A 19,790-nucleotide genomic window follows, 5' to 3' on the forward strand; every position below is an offset into this window, starting at 1 on the left:
TGTCCCCCGAACACAAACTTTGCCGAACGTGTTATTCGTAATCGCTCATCGGCACGCAAGAGCAGAACAGGTTACGGTCGCCGTACACGTCGTCCAGACGCTTAACGCTCGGCCAGTACTTGTTCTCGCGTACGCCGGCCACCGGGAACACCGCCAGCTCGCGGCTGTACGGGTGCTGCCAGTCGTTGACCAGCTCCGCCTGCACGTGCGGCGCATTCACCAGCGGGTTGTCTTCCAGCGGCCATTCGCCTTTGGCGACGCGGTCGATCTCGCTGCGGATCGCCAGCATCGCATCGATAAAGCGATCCAGCTCCACTTTGCTTTCCGACTCGGTCGGCTCGACCATCAGCGTGCCCGCCACCGGGAACGACATGGTCGGCGCGTGGAAGCCGAAGTCAATCAGGCGCTTGGCGATGTCCATTTCGCTGATGCCGGTCTCTTCCTTCAGCGGACGAATGTCGAGGATGCATTCGTGCGCCACGCGGTGATCGCGGCCGGTATACAGAATCGGATAGGCGTCTTTCAGACGGGTGGCGATGTAGTTGGCGTTCAGGATCGCCATCTGGCTGGCCTGCTTCAGGCCTTCCGCGCCCATCATGCGGATGTACATCCAGCTGATCGGCAGGATGGAGGCGCTGCCGAACGGCGCCGCGGAGACCGCGCCCTGCTGGGTGGTTACGCCGTCGATCTGCACGACGCTGTGGCCCGGTACGAACGGCGCCAGGTGCGCTTTCACGCCGATAGGACCCATGCCCGGGCCGCCGCCGCCGTGCGGGATGCAGAAGGTTTTATGCAGGTTGAGGTGCGACACATCCGCGCCGATGTAGCCCGGCGTGGTGATGCCCACCTGGGCGTTCATGTTGGCGCCGTCCAGATACACCTGACCGCCGAACTGATGCACGATCTGGCACACTTCACGGATGGTTTCTTCATACACGCCGTGGGTCGACGGGTAGGTCACCATGATGCAAGAGAGTTCTTCGCCTGCCTGCTCCGCCTTGACGCGCAGATCGTGCAGATCGATGTTGCCGTTCTTGTCGCAGGCGACCACGACCACGCTCATGCCCGCCATCTGGGCGGAGGCCGGGTTGGTGCCGTGCGCCGAGCTCGGGATCAGGCAGACGTGACGGCCCGCTTCGTTGCGGCTTTCGTGGTAGCGGCGGATCGCCAGCAGGCCGGCGTATTCGCCCTGCGCGCCGGAGTTCGGCTGCATGCACACCGCGTCATAGCCGGTCAGCTGCACCAGCCACTGAGACAGTTGGCCGATCATCTGTTGGTAACCGGCAGCCTGCTCCGGCGGGCAGAACGGGTGCAGTTCGGAGAATTCAGGCCAGGTGATCGGGATCATTTCCGCCGCGGCGTTCAATTTCATGGTGCAGGAACCCAGCGGGATCATCGCCTGGTTCAGCGCCAGATCCTTACGCTCCAAGCGATGCATGTAACGCATCATCTCGGTTTCGCTGTGATAACGGTTGAATACCGGGTGGGTCAGGATCGGATCCTGGCGCAGCATGGCGGCCGGGATCGATTGACTGTTTTTGCTCACCGCCGCGTCCAACGCGTCGATGTCCAGACCGTGATTGTCGCCGGCCAGCAGTGCGAACAGCGTTTGCACGTCTTCACGCGAGGTGGCTTCATCCAGCGTGATGCCCACGGCGCCGTGGATGTCGGTACGCAGGTTGATGCCGAAGCTCAGCGCACGTTCCAGCACGGCGGCCTTGTCTTTCACTTCAACGGTCAGGGTGTCGAACCAGGTGTTGTGGCGCAGCGTCAGGCCGGCCTTCTGCAGCCCGGCGGCCAGAATGTCGGTCAGGCGATGGATGCGCCCGGCGATGCGCTGCAGCCCTTGCGGGCCGTGATACACCGCATACAGGCTGGCGATGTTGGCCAGCAGCACCTGCGAAGTACAGATATTCGAGTTGGCCTTCTCGCGGCGGATATGCTGCTCGCGGGTCTGCATTGCCATGCGCAGCGCGGTGTTGCCGGCGGCATCGCGGGAAACGCCGATGATGCGGCCCGGCATCGAACGCTTGAACTCGTCGCGGCAGGCGAAGAAGGCGGCGTGCGGGCCGCCGTAGCCCATCGGCACGCCGAAGCGCTGCGCGGAGCCGAACACCACGTCGGCGCCCTGCTTGCCCGGCGCGGTCAGCAGCACCAGGGCCATGATGTCGGCGGCCACGCTGGTGATGATTTTGCGCGATTTCAGTTCGGCCAGCAGCGCGCTGTAGTCGTGCAGTTCACCGGTGGTGCCCACCTGCTGCAGCAACACGCCGAACACGCCGTCCAGCTCCAGCACTTTTTCCGCTTTATCGACAATGACGTCGAAGCCGAAGGTTTCGGCGCGGGTGCGCACCACGTCCAGCGTTTGCGGATGCACGTCGTCAGCCACGAAGAAGCGGTTGGCGTCTTTCAGCTTGCTGGCGCGTTTGGCCAACGCCATCGCCTCGGCGGCGGCGGTGGCTTCATCCAGCAGCGATGCGGAGGCCAGATCCAGGCCGGTCAGATCGAGGGTCACGGTCTGGAAGTTCAGCAGCGCTTCCAGACGGCCCTGCGACACTTCCGGCTGATAAGGGGTGTAAGCGGTGTACCAGCCCGGGTTTTCCAGCATGTTGCGCAGGATCACCGGCGGCGTCAGCACGGCGCTGTAGCCCATGCCGATATAGGATTTGTAGCGCTGATTCTGCGAGGCGATCGCCTTCAGCTCAGCCAGCGCCTGGTGTTCGGTCGCCGCGTCGCCAACCGGCGGCGGCCCCGGCAGCTGAATGTCCGCCGGCACGATCTGTTGGATCAGCGCGCTGAGCGAGCGAGCGCCCACCGCTGCCAGCAACTCCTGGCGTTGTTCCGCAGAAGAGCCGATGTGGCGTTCGATGAACGCTTCGCTGTGTTCGAGTTGGCTGAGTGTCTGAGTCATTGCTACAAATTCCTGAATGCTTGCGTGATACGGGATATAGCTTGAACGGTAACTAAAACGCCCCGGCCGAAAGGCCTGGGGCGTGGGCACGATTACTCGTCGATCGAGGCCTGATAAGCCGCGGCGTCCAGCAGGTTCGCCAGCTCGCCTTCGTCGGAGGCTTTAATCTGGAACAGGAAGCCGTCACCGTAAGGTTCGCTGTTCACCAGCTCCGGGGAGCTTTCCAGCTCGCCGTTCACCGCCACGATTTCACCGCTGATTGGTGCGTAAATGTCCGACGCCGCCTTGACGGATTCCGCCACGGCGCAATCTTCACCGGCGGTGACTGTGCGGCCCACTTCCGGCAGATCGACAAATACCATATCGCCCAGCAGTTCCTGCGCGTGTTCGGTGATGCCTACGGTGTAAACGCCGTTACCTTCTGAACGAACCCACTCGTGGGAGGATGCGTATTTCAATTCTGTTGGCACATTGCTCATCGCCGGTTACTCCTTCGAAGAAATAAAAAATCAATCAATAGAAATTAATTTGCCAGCGGCTTGCCGGCGCGAACGAAACCGGGCTTGGTCACTTTAACCGGCATCTCGCGGTTGCGGATCTGCACGATAGCCTGCTCGCCGATGCCCGCCGGCACACGCGCCAGCGCGATGCTGAAGCCCAGCGTCGGGGAGAACGAACCGCTGGTGATCACGCCTTCGTGGGTTTGCCCCGCCGCGTCGGTGAAACGCACCGGCAGCTCATTACGTAATACGCCTTTTTCCGTCATGATCAAGCCGACCAGTTGCTCGGTGCCCTGCTCGCGCTGTTGTTCCAGCGCTTCGCGGCCGATGAAACGGCGCTCTTCCGGCTGCCAGGCGATGGTCCAGCCCATGTTGGCGGCCAGCGGCGAAACGCCTTCATCCATCTCTTGCCCGTAGAGGTTCATGCCCGCTTCCAGACGCAGCGTGTCGCGCGCGCCCAGACCGGCCGGCTTGACGCCCGCGGCCAGCAATTTTTGCCAGAAATCCGCCGCCTGCTCTTTCGGCAGCGCGATCTCATAGCCGGCCTCGCCGGTGTAACCGGTGGTGGCGATGAACAGCTCGCCGGCCTGCACGCCGAAGAATGGCTTCATGCCTTCGACCGCGCTTTTTTGCTCCGGGGTGAACAGGGTGCCGGCGCGCTCTTTGGCCTGCGGGCCCTGCACCGCGATCAGCGCCAGATCGTCGCGCACCGTCAGCGCGACGCCATACGGCGCGGCGTGCTCTTCGATCCAGGCCAGGTCTTTGTCGCGGGTGGCGGAGTTCACCACCAGGCGGAAATAGTCTTCAGTGAGGAAATAAACGATCAGGTCGTCGATCACGCCGCCGGAGGCATTCAGCATGCCGGTGTACAGCGCTTTGCCGGGTTGGGTCAGTTTGGCGACGTCGTTCGCCAGCAGGTAGCGCAGGAACTCGCGGGTGCGGGCGCCGTGCAGATCCACAATGGTCATGTGAGACACGTCGAACATGCCGGCATCCTGACGCACCGCGTGGTGCTCATCGAGCTGCGAGCCGTAGTGCAGCGGCATCATCCAGCCGTGAAAGTCTACCATGCGCGCACCGCACGCCACGTGCTGGTCGTACAGTGGGGTTTGCTTTGCCATCTTTTCCCTCTTTCCACTCGTCGCTAGAAGTTAGGGTGCTGCCACGCAATGCGGCGGAGACTGGCTCGCGGCCCGATCGCCATGGCGCACTGACTGCTCAACACAAATGCTGCGCCGGGACGGGCGGAAACTGCGTGCAACCGCCGTGACGCAAACGATACCTTTCCCTCGAACTTATCACCGAACGACCACATTAACCATAAGTTAAAATAGGCTCATCGCCGTTCCCGGGCGGTAAAACGCCGGGCTAGTGTGCAGAGTTTTTCACTGGAAAAATGCGCCTTAAGGCACAAAATTAACAATTAAAGCGGCAAAACACCGAACTTATATAACAAACCTATGGCCGCACATGGGATCCGGACTTTTGATAACCGAACATGGAATTAGAAAAAGTAATGATAAAAAGCGGCTGAAATTAGATTATTTCAAATGAGGGGTTATATAAGGAAACGCGATGGCATAAGGCGAGAAGCGCGAGCCCGCTGCGGGCTCGCAGAAGGCAGGTGTCAGGCAAGCCACTCGGGCAGATCGTTCAGGCCCATCGCCTGACGCACCAGCTTCGGTTTGACGCCCGGCAGGCTGTCCGCCAGCCGCAGCCCCACGTCGCGCAACAGCTTTTTGGCCGGGTGGTTGCCGTCGAACAGTTCGCGGAAACCCTGCATGCTGGCCAGCATCACCGCCGCGCCGTGTTTGCGGCGGCGCTCATAGCGGCGCAGATAGAGGTGCTGGCCAATATCCTTGCCCTGCCGTTGCAGGCGACGCAGTTCGGAAATCAGCTCGGCGGCGTCCATAAAGCCCAGGTTCACCCCCTGTCCGGCCAGCGGATGCACGGTATGCGCCGCATCGCCCACCAGCGCCAGGCGGTGCGCCGCGAAGCTGCGCGCATAGCGGCCGGTCAGCGGGAACGCCAGCCGTTCGCTTTCCAGGCTGCAGGCGCCCAGACGCATATCGAAGGCCATCGCCAGTTCGCGGTTGAATTGTTCCGGCTCCAGCTGCTTGAGACGCTCGGCCTCTTCCGGCGCGACCGACCAGACGATGGAGCTCAAATGCGGATCGCTGAACGGCAGGAACGCCAGAATGCCGTCGCCGTGGAAAATTTGCCGCGCCGTGGCCTGATGCGGCTCTTCGGTGCGGATGGTGGCCACCAGCGCGTGGTGGCGATAGTCCCAGAAGGTAAGCGGGATATCGGCATGCTGGCGCAGCCACGACTGGGCGCCGTCGGCGCCAATCACCAACCGGGCGGTCAGCATACGGCCGTCCTCCAGCGTGATGAAGGCGTCATTCTCGCCCCACGCCACCTGCTTGAGCGCGGCCGGGGTAATCAGCGTGATGTCCGACAGGCTTTCGGCGCGTTTCCACAGCGCCTGCTGGATCACCGAATTTTCGATGATGTGGCCGAGATGGCTGAAGCCGCACTCATCGCCGCGGAAGGCGATTTTGCCGAAGCTGTCGCGATCCCACACTTCCATCGCGTTGTAGGCGCTGGCGCGCTGCTGGAGGATGTCGTCCCACACGCCGATGTGCTGCAGCAACCGCTCGCTGGCGGCATTGATGGCGGAGACGCGCAGCGCAGGCTGCTCCGACGGCGGCGTCATCTCCGGCTGGCGCTGCTCCAGCACCGCCACGCGCAGCCCGCTGCCCTGCAAGCCGCAGGCCAACGCCAGCCCCACCATACCGCCACCGGCGATAATCACGTCAAATGATTGCATGCTGCTCGATTTCCTTAAATAACGCGCGACGCCTTGCCGCGCCGCGTTTTTGGGCGCGCCACCGGGCGCCCGATTCTGTGTCTAACGTTCCACCCAGCCCAGCGTACGCTTGGCGAAGGCGTCGCGCACCGCCGGCAAACGCGCCATCGCCATCAGCCCCAGATTGCGGCCGACCACCAGCGGGCTATAACGATTGGCGAACAGGTGGATCAACCCATCGGTCACGCCGATCGTCGCCTGCTGATCGTTTTGCCGCCGCTGCTGATAACGGCTCAGCAATGCGTAACCGCCGGCGTCTTCGCCGCTGTCTGCCGCTTCCGCCAGCGTTTCTGCCAGCGACATCACGTCGCGCAGACCAAGGTTGAACCCCTGCCCGGCGATCGGATGCAGCGTCTGCGCCGCGTTGCCCACCAGCGCCAGCCGGTGGCTGACATGGCGATCGGCGGTCAGCAGGCCAAGTGGATAACTGTGCCGCTTACCGGCCTTGAGGATGCGCCCCAGCCGCCAGCCGAAAGCCTGTTGCAGCTCGGCGATAAAACGCGCGTCGTCCCAGGCATCCACCCGGGCGCGATCTTCGCGCGCATGGCACCACACCAGCGAACTGCGCCCCTGCGACATCGGCAACAGCGCCAGCGGCCCATAACGGGTAAAGCGCTCGAAAGCTCGCCCCTGCGGATCTTCCGCCGTGGTGACGTTGGCGATGGTGGCGAACTGCGGATAGTCCTCCTGCCGCCACTGCACGTTGCAGGCCTGCGCCAGCGCCGAACGCGAACCGTCGGCCGCCACCAGCAGCTGCCCGCGCAGACGCTGGCCGTTGTCCAGCAGCACTTCCGCCCGCTCCGCGGTGCGGATCACGTCCACCACCCGCGCGGGGCAGTGCAGCGTGACGCCCGGCGCCTTCGCCAGCAGCGCAAACAGCCGCTGCCCGGCGTCGTGCAGTTCGATCACCTGCCCGAGCGCATCGACCTGATAATCCTGCGCCTGCAGATTAACGAAACCGGCGTGACCGCGATCGCTGACGTGCACCTGAGTGATCGGCGTGGCGCAGTCGCGCAGCGCCGGCCAAACGCCGATGCGCGCCAGCTGTTGGCAGGTGCCCTGCGCCAAAGCAATGGCGCGGGCGTCAAAACCAGGATGGCTGCGGTCGTCCGGCCGGGTCGCCTCGACCAGATCCACCGCCATTCTTCCCTGAGTAAGCGACGAGATAGCCAGCGCCAGCGTCGCGCCCGCCATACCGCCGCCAACGATAATTACGCTCATGCTATGACCTTGCCGCCGCCATCAACGCTTCGATGGCATCGGCATCTTTCACTACGGTGGCGGTCAGGTTTTCATTGCCGTCGGCGGTGATCACGATGTCGTCCTCGATGCGGATGCCAATGCCGCGGTATTCCTCCGGCACGTCCGCATCCGGTGCGATGTACAGCCCCGGTTCCACGGTCAGCACCATGCCCGGCTCCAGCAGCCGATCGCGGCTCGGCGTGCCGTAGTGGCCGACGTCATGCACATCGAGCCCCAACCAGTGGCTCAACCCGTGCATAAAGAACTGACGGTGGGCCTGCTCGGCGATCAATTGATCGACTTCACCTTTCAATACGCCCAGCTCCACCAGCCCGACCACCATGATGCGCACCACTTCGTCATTGACTTCGCGGATGCTGGTGCCGGGTTTGAACAGTTCCAAAGCGCGCTGCAGCGACGCCAGCACAATGTCGTACACCTCGCGCTGCGGCCGGCTGAACTTGCCGTTGACCGGGAAGGTGCGGGTGATGTCGCCGGCGTACCCCTGGTACTCGCAACCGGCGTCGATCAGCACCAGATCGCCGTCGCGCATCTGGCTCTCGTTCTCGGTGTAGTGCAGGATGCAGCCGTTTTCGCCGCTGCCGACGATGGTGTTGTAAGACGGATAACGGGCGCCGAGGCGGGTGAATTCATGATGAATTTCCGCTTCCAGCTGGTATTCGAACATGCCCGGGCGGCATTTTTCCATCGCGCGGGTATGCGCCAACGCGCTGATCTCACCGGCGCGGCGCATCACCGCCAGCTCTTCCGGCGATTTGAACAGGCGCATGTCGTGCAGCCACGGCCGCCAGTCGGTAACGGTGGCCGGCGCCTGCAGATTCTGGCGGAACCCCTTGCGCAGCTTGTCCAACGCGCCGAACAGGATCTGATCGGCATAGGCGTATTCGCCCTGCGCGTGGTAGACCGCATCCAGGCCGTTGAGCAGCAGGTGCAGTTGGTCATTGATTTCATCGAACGGCAGCGCGCGATCCACGCCCAGCTTCGCCGGCGCGGCGTCTTGCCCCAGGCGGCGGCCAAACCAGATTTCCGCCGTCAAATCGCGCACCCGGTTGAACAACACGCTGTGGTTGTGCGTTTCATCGCTTTTAATCAGCACCAGCACCGCTTCGGGCTCATTGAAGCCGGTCAGGTACCAAAAGTCGCTGTTCTGCCGGTAGGGATAGTCTGAATCTGCACTGCGCGTCGTTTCCGGCGCAGAGAAAATAACCGCCGCGCTGGCCGGCGCCATTTTCGCCAACAGCGCCTGGCGGCGGTTGTTGAATTCCTGCTGAGTCATTGCCTTCTCCTGAAATCATGCCATCCGCACCGCCGGCGGAGGGGTGATAAAACGTTTAGTGCAACGTCGGTTTGATGTTTTCCGGTGCCGTCGGCTTGTGACGGGCGAATTCGCCGTGGCACATGATGGCGGCGACCCGCACATACTCCGCCACTTCTTCCAGCGACTGTTCCAATTCTTCCTGATCTTCGTCTTCGTCGTAGCCCAGTTGCGCGATGTTGCGCAGGTCGTCGATCGCTTCACCGACTTCGTCTTTCACCTGGGCCAGCTTCGGCTGCATCATGCCCAGCCCGAGCAGGAAGTGGTTGACCCAACCGGCCAGCGCGTCGGCGCGATCGAACACGCTGACGATCTCCCCTTCGGGCAGCATCAGTTGGAACAGGAATTCGTCATCTTCCAGCGTGTCGCGCGTCGCTTCATACAGCTGTTGCAGCGGTTGGCTGAGCGCCTGCGGGAAGGCGACGCCTTCGTTGGTCAGATCGTGCACCAGCGCCTGCCAGCCGGCGTCACGGCTGCCGCCGCACAGCAGGCCGCTGATCAGGCCGTGCATTTCTGCCGCGGTCAACGCCACCGACTGCTGGTTGAGGGCCACGGTTAAAGATTGGTAACTTGGAAATGTATTCTGTATAGACATGCGCATTCGTCATCGTTGGCAGGATAAGTTCGTGTTATGCTACCACCAAGGTCCGTCGCTATACCAGATAAGCGCGACACCTCAGTGGCTAGTTATAATCGCGATGTGGCAGGTTTCACACTGCGCCGGCGGGTGGCGAAAGTGCGGTAAATACGCATTTTGAAACCCTTTTTTGACTGGCAATGTGCGCCACAGTATATTACAACCAGGTACTGAAAAAGGGGTTGTATCTTGGTACCGAGGTATATATAGTGGCGCCCGCTTTGACGGCCCGGCCAGGGCGGACAAGGCTGGCGCGAAATTTAGGCAGGAAGGTGGCATGTCTGCACAACCGGTAGATATTCAAATTTTTGGCCGCTCGTTAAGAGTCAATTGCCCGCCAGAACAACAAGATGCGTTGAATATGGCGGCGGACGATCTTAACCAGCGGTTGCAAGATCTTAAAGTTCGCACTAGAGTCTCCAATACTGAGCAACTGGTTTTCATCGCGGCATTGAACGTCTGTCACGAACTTGCTCAAGAACGGTTGAAAACCCGTGACTATGCGTCCAATATGGAACAACGCATACGGATGCTGCAGCAGACCATTGAACAAGCGCTGCTTGAACAAGGTCGCATCTCTGAACGTCAGGATGCACAATTCGAATAACTTAAGTTGTTGAAATCAAAGTTTCGGCAACGAGTACAAAATTTCTCTGAGATGTTCGCCAGCGGGCCAGTCCCCTGAGCCGATATTTAGTACAAACAGAATGTGTTGCTCCGCGATCGGTGAGCACGCTCGGTGCGCCGAGAAGCCTTAAGATTGCGACGGCACGTTCACCTTGAACCATGGGTTCAAGGGTTACAGCCTGCGACGGCATCTCGGAGATTCCCCTTCTCAGCGGTTTATGTGTGCTGAACGCCACACTGAGCAAGCCTGATACGATGTCTTTTCAACCCCAATTCGCGCAGCAGCGCCAAGCCATTCGTCAACTCATTCGCCAACGTCGGCGCGAGCTTACGCCGGGCCAGCAACGCTTTGCCGCAGACAAGATAGCCGAACGCCTCGTCGCGCATGAACGCATTCAGGCGGCGCACAGCATCGCGGTGTTTTTGTCGTTTGACGGCGAACTCGATACCGGGCCGCTGATCGAGCGGCTGTGGACGCTCGGCAAACGGGTTTACCTGCCGGTGCTGCATCCGTTCAGCCCAGGCCACCTGCTGTTCCTGCGCTATGCGCCGGAAACGCCGCTGGTGCGCAACCGCTTCAATATTCTCGAACCGCGCCTCGATGTGCGCCAGGTGTTGCCGCTGGGTGAACTGGAGGTGGTGCTGACGCCGCTGGTGGCGTTCGATCATACCGGGCAGCGTCTGGGCATGGGCGGCGGCTTTTACGATCGCACCCTGCAAAACTGGCGCAGCGGCGGCCCCTATCCCATCGGCCTGGCCCATGATTGCCAGCAGGTGGAACACCTGCCGACCGAACATTGGGATATCCCGCTGCCGGAAATCCTCACCCCGCTCTGCAGCTGGGCGTGGCATGAGCCCAAATAGCAAAAGGCCGGATCGCTCCGGCCTTTTTCGTTGCGGCATGCCGCCGAATCAGAACAGCAGGCGGGCGCGGATGGTGCCGTCGATGGCCTTCATACGCTGCAGCGCGGCGTCGGCGCGCGCGGTTTCCGCTTCGATGTCGATCACCACATAGCCGATTTCCGGCCCGGTTTGCAGATACTGCGCGGCGATGTTAACCCCCTCTTCGGCGAAGATCTGGTTAATCTGCGTCAGCACGCCCGGACGGTTTTCGTGGATGTGCAGCAGACGGCTGGCGTTCGGGCCATGCGCCGGCAGCGACACTTCCGGGAAGTTGACGGCGGACAGAGTCGATCCGTTGTCGGAGTATTTCGCCAGCTTGCCGGCCACTTCGTCGCCGATGTTCTCCTGCGCTTCCTGCGTGGAACCGCCGATGTGCGGCGTCAGCAGCACGTTGTCGAACTCACACAGCGGCGAGTTGAACGGATCGCTGTTGGTCGCAGGCTCTTCCGGGAAGACGTCGATCGCCGCGCCCGCCAGGTGATTGCTGGCCAGCGCGTCGCACAGCGCGGGAATATCGACCACGGTGCCGCGCGAGGCGTTGATCAGAATGGCGCCCGGTTTCATCAGCGCCAGCTCTTCCGCCCCCATCATATTTTTGGTCGATGGCGTTTCCGGCACGTGCAGCGTCACCACATCGCTCATATTGAGCAAATCGGACAGATGGCGCACCTGCTGCGCATTGCCCAGCGGCAGTTTGTTCTCGATGTCGTAGAAGAACACCTTCATGCCCAGCCCTTCGGCCAGAATGCCCAATTGGGTGCCGATATGGCCGTAGCCGATGATGCCCAGCTTTTTGCCGCGCGCCTCATAGGAGCCCACGGCCAGTTTGTGCCACACGCCGCGGTGCGCCTTGGCGTTGGCGGCCGGAATGCCGCGCAGCATCAACAGCAGCTCGCCCAGCACCATTTCGGCCACGGATCGGGTATTGGAGAAGGGGGCGTTGAAGACCGGAATACCGCGTTTGGTCGCCGCTTTCAGCTCAACCTGGTTGGTGCCGATGCAGAAGCAGCCCACCGCCACCAGTTTTTCTGCGGCGGCGAACACCTCTTCGGTCAGATGCGTGCGCGATCGGATGCCGACGAAGTGTGCATCGCGGATGGATGCCTTCAGCGATTCGGTGTCTAACGCACCCTTGTGGTATTCGATGTTGGTATAACCGGCGGCACGTAAATTATCGACCGTGCTCTGATGAACCCCTTCCACCAACAGGAATTTAATCCTGTCTTTCTCCAATGATACTTTTGCCATTTACCCGACCCTATGTTCAGACTTCAGAAGCGGCTGTGACGACACAGCTCCCATCCAACATAACAAAAATAACGCGGGCGGCAATACAAACGATTGCCTGCCCGGCAGGACAAGGCGCAGCGTTGATGGCGGTTTACGGCAGAAAATGCCATAGGGAAAGTTTTCGGCAGAAGCTTTGGGGAGTCAGTTTTCACAATGTGACATAAGTCACCAAATTTGCCGTTTTTCAGAAAAGATATTTTAACCGAAGAATTATGCGGCCCGGCACTGCCGGGCCACAGCCGGCAGAAGTTTATTTGACCACTTTCACGCCTTCCGGGGTGCCGACCAGCGCCACGTCCGCACCGCGGTTGGCGAACAGCCCCACGGTCACCACGCCGGCGATGCCGTTGATCTTGTTCTCCAGCGCCACGGCGTCGGTGATGCTCAGGTTATGCACATCGAGGATCACGTTGCCGTTGTCGGTCACCACGTTCTGGCGATACTCCGGCAGACCGCCGAGTTTCACCAGCTCGCGCGCCACGTAAGAGCGAGCCATCGGGATCACTTCCACCGGCAGCGGGAACTTGCCCAGCACGTCCACCTGCTTGCTGGCGTCGACGATGCAGATGAATTTCTTGGCGATGGCGGCAATGATCTTCTCGCGCGTCAGCGCCGCGCCGCCGCCCTTGATCATCTGCATATGGCCGTTGATTTCGTCCGCGCCGTCCACGTAGATATCGAGCGAGTCCACTTCGTTGCTGTCGAACACGTGGATGCCGAGGCTTTTCAGCTTGGCGGTGGAGGCATCGGAGCTGGACACCGCGCCTTCGATCTGGTGCTTGATGGAGCCCAGCGCGTCAATAAAGTGGGCGGCGGTAGAGCCGGTGCCGACCCCGACGATGGTGCCCGGCGTCACGTATTCCAGCGCCGCCCAGCCCACCGCTTTTTTCAGTTCATCCTGCGTCATAATATGTCCCTTGCCTCTGTACGAAAACGTGTGCGTATTATAGGGTAAAACGCTGTTTTTCACGCCGGCAGGATCACACTTATTTACCGCAGCCCGCATTTTTACCCGCTTGGCGGCGAGCTGGGGGCGTGATTTTTCCACCTGCGCCGCACGCAAAATGTGGCATAGTGCCGGTATCATTCTAATTTAAGGGATATCTTTCCGATGAAACGCCCAGACTATCGTACGCTGCAAGCGCTGGACGCGGTGATCCGTGAGCGCGGCTTCGAGCGCGCCGCGCAAAAACTCTGTATCACGCAATCGGCGGTATCCCAACGCATCAAACAGCTGGAAAACCTGTTCGGCCAACCGCTGCTGGTTCGTACCGTGCCGCCGCGCCCGACCGAACAAGGGCAAAAGCTGCTGGCGCTGCTGCATCAGGTGGAGCTGCTGGAAGAAGAGTGGCTCGGCAATGACACCGGCGTCGATACGCCGCTGCTGCTGTCGCTGGCGGTCAACGCCGACAGTCTGGCGACCTGGCTGCTGCCGGCGCTGAAGCCGGTGCTGGCGGACTCCCCCATTCGTCTGAATCTGCAGGTGGAAGATGAAACCCGCACCCAGGAGCGGCTGCGCCGCGGTGAGGTGGTGGGCGCGGTGAGTATTCAGCCGCAGCCGCTGCCGAGCTGCCTGGTGGATCGGCTGGGGGCGCTGGACTACCTGTTCGTGGCCTCCAGCGGCTTCGCCGAGCGCTATTTCCCGAACGGCGTCACCCGCTCCGCGCTGTTGAAAGCGCCGGCGGTGGCCTTCGATCATCTCGACGACATGCACCAGGCATTTCTGCAGCAGAACTTCGATCTGTCGCCGGGCAGCGTGCCCTGCCACATCGTGAACTCATCGGAAGCCTTCGTCCAGCTGGCGCGTCAGGGCACCACCTGCTGCATGATCCCGCATCTGCAGATCGAAAAGGAGCTGGCATCCGGTGAACTGATCGATCTGACGCCGGGGCTGTACCAGCGCCGCATGCTGTACTGGCACCGCTTCGCGCCGGAAAGCCGCATGATGCGAAAAGTGACCGACGCGTTGCTGGAACACGGCCACCAGGTATTGCGCCAGGATTAAAACGAAAAAAGGTTCGCCGCAGCGAACCTTTTCTTCAATACAACGCCCTTACTGCGCGGCGTTGCGCTGCAGCTCAAACACCACATCCACCTGATCGTCGAAGTGAATGCTTTGTTGTTCATAGGTTTGCGCCGCGTCGTTTTCCGCCGCCGCGCCGGCCGCCTTATACATCCGCGCCACCGGCATCGGCTGATAGTTGGCGACCCGGTAGCGAATGCTGTACACCGGCCCCAGCTTGGCGTGGAAGCCTTTGGCCAGGGATTCGGCCTGCTGAGTCGCGTTCTCGATCGCTTTTTGCCGCGCCTGCTCGCGATATACGTCCGGTTTGGCGACGCCCAGCTCCACCGCGCGGATCTCGTTCAGGCCGGATTTCAGCGCGCCGTCCAGCAACTCGTTCAGCTTGTCCAACTGGCGCAGGGTGACCTGCACCTGGCGCACCGCCCGGTAGCCCTTCAGCACCGACTCGCCGGTTTTCAGGTAGTCGTATTCCGGCTGAGTGCGCAGGTTGGCGGCGCTGATGTCTTTTTTCTCGATGTTGTTTTTCTGCAGGAAATCAAAGTACTGCGCCACGCGCTCGTCTACCTGCTTCTTCGCCTGAGCGGCGTCTTTGGAGGAAACGCTCACCTCGATCGCCAGGGTGGCGATATCCGGCGTGGCGTCCACGCTGGCGGTGCCGGAGGTGACGACGTGCGGCCCTTCAGGCACTTCAGCCGCCTGCAGCGCCATCGGTAACGTCCCTAATCCGACCATTGCGGCCATAGCCAATGCTTTTAGCTTCACAGTGTCTCCTTAATGACAGGCTGTCTCTGATCGCCGGCTTTTCCCTGCGAGAACCGCCGGATTCCTGGCATCAAACGTAGCATATCGCACGGCGTTTTGAATTCGGATTAGTGACAAATTCTTATAAATTTGCCCCCTGCCAGGCCAGCTGCAGCGCGATGCCCCACATCACCAGCCCGACCAGCGCATTGATGATGCGCTGCGCCCGCTGCGTATTCAGCCACGGCGCCAGCCAGGAGGCCAGCAGCGCCAGGCCGAAGAACCACACCGCCGACGCGCTGACCGCGCCAAGCGCGAACCAGGAGCGCACATCCGCCGTCAGCTGTCCGCCCAGGCTGCCGAGCACCACGAAGGTGTCCAGATAGACGTGCGGATTCAGCCAGGTGACCGCCAGCATGGTGACCACGATGCGCCAGCGGCTCTGCGCCAGCTCCTGCGCCGCGGCCTGCGCCGGTTGCGGGCTGAAGGCGGAACGGAACGCGCCCCAGCCGTACCACAGCAGAAACGCCACACCGCCCCAGGTGACCAGCGCCAACAGCAGCGGCGAGCGGGTCAGCAACGCGCTGCCGCCGAAAATACCGGCGCAGATCAGCACGATATCGCTCAGTGCGCACAATGAGGCGATCATCAGATGATACTGACGGCGAATGCCCTGATTCATCACGAATACGTTCTGCGGGCCCAGCGGCAGGATCATGGCGGCGCTCAGGGCAAAACCCTGCAGGAAGACGGCTAACATGGGAGATTCCTCGAATGATAAAAGGCGCCGGACGTGGGCGCGTATCGGTCAACACGCGCATCATACGAGGAAGCGATCATTAGTTGAAATTGATGTTTCTAATCCAGCATCAGCAGAGCTAATGCTCAAATCGGCGTGACGAACCCCAGCTCCTGCGAGATGCGTTGCGCGGTGGCCAGCACCGGTTTGATCAGGCTTTTGACGCCGATCTGCTGCAGCTTGGCGGTCGGCAGAGAAACAGACACCGCATAAGGCACGCGCTGTTGAATATCGAACACCGGTGCCGCCACGCAGGAGACCCCCAGCTCGTTTTCCTCGCGATCCATCGCCAAGCCGCGCTGGCGAATATCGGCCAGTTCCTCATACATCTTCGGCAGCTCGGTAATGGTATTGCGCGTCAGCGTGTGAATCTCCTGCTGGTGAGTCTGCCAGTAGTGAGCCGGATAATCGTCGTTGCCGTAGGCCATGAAGATTTTACCCATCGCCGAACAGTACAGCGGCATATGCTGGCCGATATAAGCGCGAGTGCGCATCATGCCGGTGGTCGGCTCCAGCTTGTAGATCAGGATGACGTGATCGTCTTCGCGGCTGGAGAAGTTGACCGTCTCCCCCACTTCCAGGTTCAGCTGCTCCAAATGCGGCGCAGCCACGTGGATGATGTTGAGTGACGACAGCGCCTTCTGGCCGATGGAAATGAACTTGGTGGTCAGGCGGTAGCTGCCCGGCGACGGCGCCTGGGTCACATAGCCGCTGGTGTGCAACCCCTGCAGCAGACGGTGCACCGTGCTCTTGTTCATGCCGGCCAGCTCAGACAGATGCGCCAGTGGGCACCCGTTGGGAAAATTGCTCAGGATCTCAATCAACTGCAAACCGCGGAACAGGCTTTGGCTGCCCAGCGGTTTGTCTTTCTTGTCATCTTTCTCGTCGACGGCTTTCAGGCTCATAGCGAAAATCTCTCCAGTGTCGAACCGCCAACCGGCGCTGCGGCGAAGTCAGCAGGCTCTTTGCCGGGCATGTTACCCCAAGGCCCGCATCAGGTGAAGACGGAACGCCGTTTCATTGTCCGCAGCGGGCCAAAAATCCGCAATATTTCCCCCGCATTGAAGTGAGCCATCGGTCACACTTCCGCAAAGTAAAAAATAACCCATTGTTTAATAACAGCAATTAAAACCTCATCGCCTTTGATTTAGCGCAACGAACGTCATATTATTTTTGAAATTGAATTTCGCATGTTGAAATTTAAAGGCCAGATACTCACCGGCGGTTTAGCTGATTTGCCCGGCATCTTCGCACGGGCGCAACACCAGGGGCGCATCACATGACTATCGATAATGCGGCACAACCCATCCTTACCCTCAGCCACATCGTCAAACGATTTGGCGGCAACGTGGCGGTCAACGACGTCAGCCTGCAGGTGATGCCGGGCGAAGTTCTGGCGCTGCTGGGCGAAAACGGCGCCGGCAAATCGACGCTGATCAAAGTGCTGGCGGGCGTCTACCCGCGCGACGGCGGCGATATTCGCTTTCAGGGCGCAAGCATCGCCTCCGCCGCCGCGATAAAAAGCGCCAGCCGCCAGCCGATCGCCTTTATTCATCAGGATCTCGGCCTGATCGAATGGATGACGGTGGCGGAAAACATGGCGCTGGTGATGGGGTTTCCCCGCCGCTTTGGGTTGATCGACTGGCGCGCCATTCGCCGCCGGGCGGCGCAGGCGCTGCAAGACGTCGGCATCGCGCTCGATCCCGATGCGCGCGTCTTCGAACTGTCGCGCACCGAAAAATCGCTGCTGGCGATCGCCCGCGCGGTGGCGGTCAATGCCGAGCTGCTGGTGCTGGATGAACCGACCGCCTCCCTGCCCGCCAACGACGTGCGTCATCTGTTCGCCGTGATCAACCGGCTGCGCGCCAAAAAGGTCGGCATGATTTACGTCACCCACCGTTTGGACGAAGTGATCGAAATCGCCGATCGAGTCTGCGTGATGCGCGACGGGCGCTATGTCGCCGGCGGCCGCACCGCCGACTACTCGCTGCGCGATCTGGTGCAAACCATCGTTGGCGAAGCGATGGCGGACGATCAGCGCGAACCGCTGCCGGAGCATCGTCCGCCGGTGCTGCAGCTCGATAGCGTCACGGTGGGCGACATCGGCCCGGTGAGCTTCGAGTTGCAGCCGGGCGAGATGCTGGCGTTGGCCGGCCTGCGCGGGGCCGGGCAAGAAGAGATTGGCCGTCTGCTGTTCGGGTTGCGTCAGGCCGACGGCGGCGCGATTCGGTTTCGCGATCGGCCCTATCTGGCGAGTTCCCCGCAGCAGGCGATGGCCTGCGGCGTTTCACTGGTGGCGGGCGATCGCACCGGTGAAAGCCTGGTGATGTCGATGAGCGTGCGTGAAAACCTGTTTATCAACCCCTGCGCCAGCGGCCACCGGCTGCTCTCCCGCTACGGGCGGCGAGCGGAGATCGGTGCCAGTTGGTGGAAGGTGCAGCTGTTCGACGTACGCCCCAAGGACGTCAATATCGATATCAGCGCGCTGTCCGGCGGCAACCAGCAAAAGGTGGTGATGGCGCGCTGGATGCACCTGGGGGCGCCGCTGCTGATCCTGGAAGATCCCACCGCCGGCGTGGACGTCGGCGCGCGCGCGGAAATCTACCACCTGTTGAATAAATCCCTGGCGGAAGGCGTGGCAGTGCTGGTGATCTCCAACGATTTCGAGGAGATCGCCCATATTTGCAACCGCGCGCTGGTATTCAACCGCGGGAAAGTGGTCGGCGAATTGAAAAATCAACAGGTGTCATTCGCCAATTTATTGGAGCTGGCCTCTGCCAGCACCGGGGAAAGCGTCGCAATCACGTCAGAATCCGAGGTAGGCCATGTCTAAAACATCCGTTAAGTCAACCGCGCTGGAGCAGCGCGTCAGCCTGGCGCAGGACGGCGCCGGCCCGTGGCTGATGCAGGTTCTCACCCGCTATGGCCTGCTGCTGCTGTGCATCGCGCTGGTCATGCTGTTCTCACTGCTCACCCCCTCCTTCGCATCGATGCTGACGCTGCAGGCGATTCTGTCGAGCAAGGCCAAAATCGCCCTGTTGGCGCTGGCGGCGACCATCCCGATGATCGTGGGCAAGATCGATCTTAACGTCGGCTTCGGCATTGTGCTGTGGCACATCCTGGCGATCACGCTGCAGGTGGAATACGGCTTCTCCTGGCAGATGGCGGTGCTGACGGTGCTGGCGATTTCGGCGCTGTACGGGTTGCTGAACGGCATTCTGGTGGCGCTGGCCGATATCGACAGCTTCGTCGCCACCCTCGGCTCCGGCACCGTACTGTACGCCATTGCCCTGTGGCACTCCGGCGGGCGGCAGATCGTCGGCGACTTGCCGGATGCCTTTATCGCGCTGCACCACACCGAGATCGCCGGCATTCCGATCGTGGCGTTTTACGTGCTGATCGTCGCGGTGGTGCTGTGGCTCATCACCGAACATACCCCGCTCGGCCGCTGCATGTATGCGGTGGGCGGCAACCCGGCGGCGGCGCGTCTGAACGGCATCTCGGTCAATCGCTTTACCATCGGCGCCTTCATCGCCTCCAGCGTGCTCACCGGTTTCAGCGGCGTATTGATCGCCGCCGAACAGGGCGTCGGCCAGGCCAGCGTCGGCATGGACTATCTGCTGCCGGCGCTGGTCGGCGCCTTCCTCGGCAGCACCACCATTCGCCCAGGGCGCGTCAACGTCTGGGGCACCGTGGTCGGCATCGCCATTCTGGCAATCGGCATCGCCGGCATTCAGCAGTTCGGCGGCGAATTCTGGGTCGAACCGCTGTTCAACGGCGCGACGCTGTTGCTGTCGATCACCCTGGCCGGCTATGCACAACGCCGTCGGCTGCTCAATCAGAAAGCGGTACAACGCAGCCAGGCGACGCCGGCTGACAACAACAATCAGACAGCGACCCACCCTTAAACCA

The 19,790-nt window shown here is 61.4% G+C and carries 17 protein-coding genes and 1 other RNA gene; 6 read left to right on the plus strand and 12 right to left on the minus strand.

Annotated elements, in window-relative coordinates; translation table 11 throughout:
• Nucleotides 1–31: 31 nt before the first annotated feature.
• The 7 genes from gcvP to IT763_RS19160 form a co-directional block, all read right to left on the minus strand.
• Nucleotides 32–2,911, minus strand: a complete 2,880-nt coding sequence (gene gcvP, locus IT763_RS19130; protein WP_004931634.1) for an aminomethyl-transferring glycine dehydrogenase — start codon at nucleotides 2,909–2,911, stop codon at nucleotides 32–34.
• A 92-nt stretch (nucleotides 2,912–3,003) separates the two neighbouring features.
• Nucleotides 3,004–3,390, minus strand: a complete 387-nt coding sequence (gene gcvH / locus IT763_RS19135) for a glycine cleavage system protein GcvH (protein ID WP_206194935.1) — start codon at nucleotides 3,388–3,390, stop codon at nucleotides 3,004–3,006.
• A 44-nt stretch (nucleotides 3,391–3,434) separates the two neighbouring features.
• A complete protein-coding gene (gene gcvT, locus IT763_RS19140; protein WP_206194936.1) occupies nucleotides 3,435–4,532 on the minus strand; it encodes a glycine cleavage system aminomethyltransferase GcvT in 1,098 nt (365 codons plus the stop codon).
• Nucleotides 4,533–5,038: 506 nt separating this feature from the next.
• Complete coding sequence (gene ubiI / locus IT763_RS19145; RefSeq protein WP_016930005.1) at nucleotides 5,039–6,241, minus strand: FAD-dependent 2-octaprenylphenol hydroxylase; 1,203 nt, start codon at nucleotides 6,239–6,241, stop codon at nucleotides 5,039–5,041.
• An 81-nt stretch (nucleotides 6,242–6,322) separates the two neighbouring features.
• On the minus strand, nucleotides 6,323–7,501 hold the full coding sequence (gene ubiH / locus IT763_RS19150) for a 2-octaprenyl-6-methoxyphenyl hydroxylase (RefSeq protein WP_028128314.1): 1,179 nt from the start codon (nucleotides 7,499–7,501) through the stop codon (nucleotides 6,323–6,325).
• 1 nt (nucleotide 7,502) lies between these two features.
• Nucleotides 7,503–8,819, minus strand: coding sequence for a Xaa-Pro aminopeptidase (gene pepP / locus IT763_RS19155; RefSeq protein WP_206194937.1), 1,317 nt, complete (start codon nucleotides 8,817–8,819; stop codon nucleotides 7,503–7,505).
• A 55-nt stretch (nucleotides 8,820–8,874) separates the two neighbouring features.
• Complete coding sequence (locus IT763_RS19160) at nucleotides 8,875–9,453, minus strand: YecA family protein (protein WP_028127696.1); 579 nt, start codon at nucleotides 9,451–9,453, stop codon at nucleotides 8,875–8,877.
• Between the two features lie 319 nt (nucleotides 9,454–9,772).
• On the opposite strand from IT763_RS19160, the gene zapA reads away from it, so the two are divergent.
• From zapA to IT763_RS19175, 3 genes are all read left to right on the plus strand, one after another.
• Nucleotides 9,773–10,102: a cell division protein ZapA gene (gene zapA / locus IT763_RS19165; protein WP_004931621.1), complete on the plus strand. Its 330-nt coding sequence runs from the start codon at nucleotides 9,773–9,775 to the stop codon at nucleotides 10,100–10,102.
• Between the two features lie 40 nt (nucleotides 10,103–10,142).
• Nucleotides 10,143–10,325: non-coding RNA, 6S RNA (gene ssrS / locus IT763_RS19170), on the plus strand.
• A gap of 52 nt (nucleotides 10,326–10,377) precedes the next feature.
• The gene (locus tag IT763_RS19175) at nucleotides 10,378–10,986 is read left to right on the plus strand and encodes a 5-formyltetrahydrofolate cyclo-ligase (RefSeq protein ID WP_049300360.1); all 609 of its coding nucleotides are present in this window, start codon (nucleotides 10,378–10,380) and stop codon (nucleotides 10,984–10,986) included.
• A gap of 48 nt (nucleotides 10,987–11,034) precedes the next feature.
• On the opposite strand, the gene serA is transcribed toward IT763_RS19175, so the two are convergent.
• Together serA and rpiA are read right to left on the minus strand one after the other, a co-directional pair.
• On the minus strand, nucleotides 11,035–12,273 hold the full coding sequence (gene serA / locus IT763_RS19180; RefSeq protein ID WP_028127697.1) for a phosphoglycerate dehydrogenase: 1,239 nt from the start codon (nucleotides 12,271–12,273) through the stop codon (nucleotides 11,035–11,037).
• Nucleotides 12,274–12,565: 292 nt separating this feature from the next.
• Nucleotides 12,566–13,222 carry a ribose-5-phosphate isomerase RpiA gene (gene rpiA / locus IT763_RS19185; RefSeq protein ID WP_004931614.1) on the minus strand — a complete coding sequence of 219 codons (657 nt, stop codon included), beginning with the start codon at nucleotides 13,220–13,222 and terminating at the stop codon, nucleotides 12,566–12,568.
• 204 nt (nucleotides 13,223–13,426) lie between these two features.
• On the opposite strand from rpiA, the gene IT763_RS19190 reads away from it, so the two are divergent.
• Complete coding sequence (locus IT763_RS19190; RefSeq protein WP_004931613.1) at nucleotides 13,427–14,320, plus strand: LysR family transcriptional regulator ArgP; 894 nt, start codon at nucleotides 13,427–13,429, stop codon at nucleotides 14,318–14,320.
• A 48-nt stretch (nucleotides 14,321–14,368) separates the two neighbouring features.
• On the opposite strand, the gene IT763_RS19195 is transcribed toward IT763_RS19190, so the two are convergent.
• The 3 genes from IT763_RS19195 to IT763_RS19205 all read right to left on the minus strand — a co-directional run bounded on the left by IT763_RS19195 (nucleotide 14,369) and on the right by IT763_RS19205 (nucleotide 16,783).
• Complete coding sequence (locus IT763_RS19195) at nucleotides 14,369–15,100, minus strand: oxidative stress defense protein (RefSeq protein WP_004931607.1); 732 nt, start codon at nucleotides 15,098–15,100, stop codon at nucleotides 14,369–14,371.
• Between the two features lie 121 nt (nucleotides 15,101–15,221).
• Nucleotides 15,222–15,839, minus strand: coding sequence for an arginine exporter ArgO (gene argO / locus IT763_RS19200; RefSeq protein WP_004931603.1), 618 nt, complete (start codon nucleotides 15,837–15,839; stop codon nucleotides 15,222–15,224).
• Between the two features lie 125 nt (nucleotides 15,840–15,964).
• Nucleotides 15,965–16,783, minus strand: a complete 819-nt coding sequence (locus tag IT763_RS19205; protein WP_206194938.1) for an IclR family transcriptional regulator — start codon at nucleotides 16,781–16,783, stop codon at nucleotides 15,965–15,967.
• A gap of 374 nt (nucleotides 16,784–17,157) precedes the next feature.
• On the opposite strand from IT763_RS19205, the gene IT763_RS19210 reads away from it, so the two are divergent.
• Together IT763_RS19210 and IT763_RS19215 are read left to right on the plus strand one after the other, a co-directional pair.
• Nucleotides 17,158–18,711: a sugar ABC transporter ATP-binding protein gene (locus IT763_RS19210; protein ID WP_016930013.1), complete on the plus strand. Its 1,554-nt coding sequence runs from the start codon at nucleotides 17,158–17,160 to the stop codon at nucleotides 18,709–18,711.
• Nucleotides 18,704–19,786 carry an ABC transporter permease gene (locus tag IT763_RS19215; protein ID WP_143778650.1) on the plus strand — a complete coding sequence of 361 codons (1,083 nt, stop codon included), beginning with the start codon at nucleotides 18,704–18,706 and terminating at the stop codon, nucleotides 19,784–19,786. Before IT763_RS19210 ends, IT763_RS19215 begins: the two co-directional genes overlap by 8 nt.
• Nucleotides 19,787–19,790: the final 4 nt, after the last annotated feature.

The sequence above is a fragment of the Serratia sp. CMO1 genome (assembly GCF_015689115.1).
Classification (GTDB): domain Bacteria; phylum Pseudomonadota; class Gammaproteobacteria; order Enterobacterales; family Enterobacteriaceae; genus Serratia; species Serratia marcescens.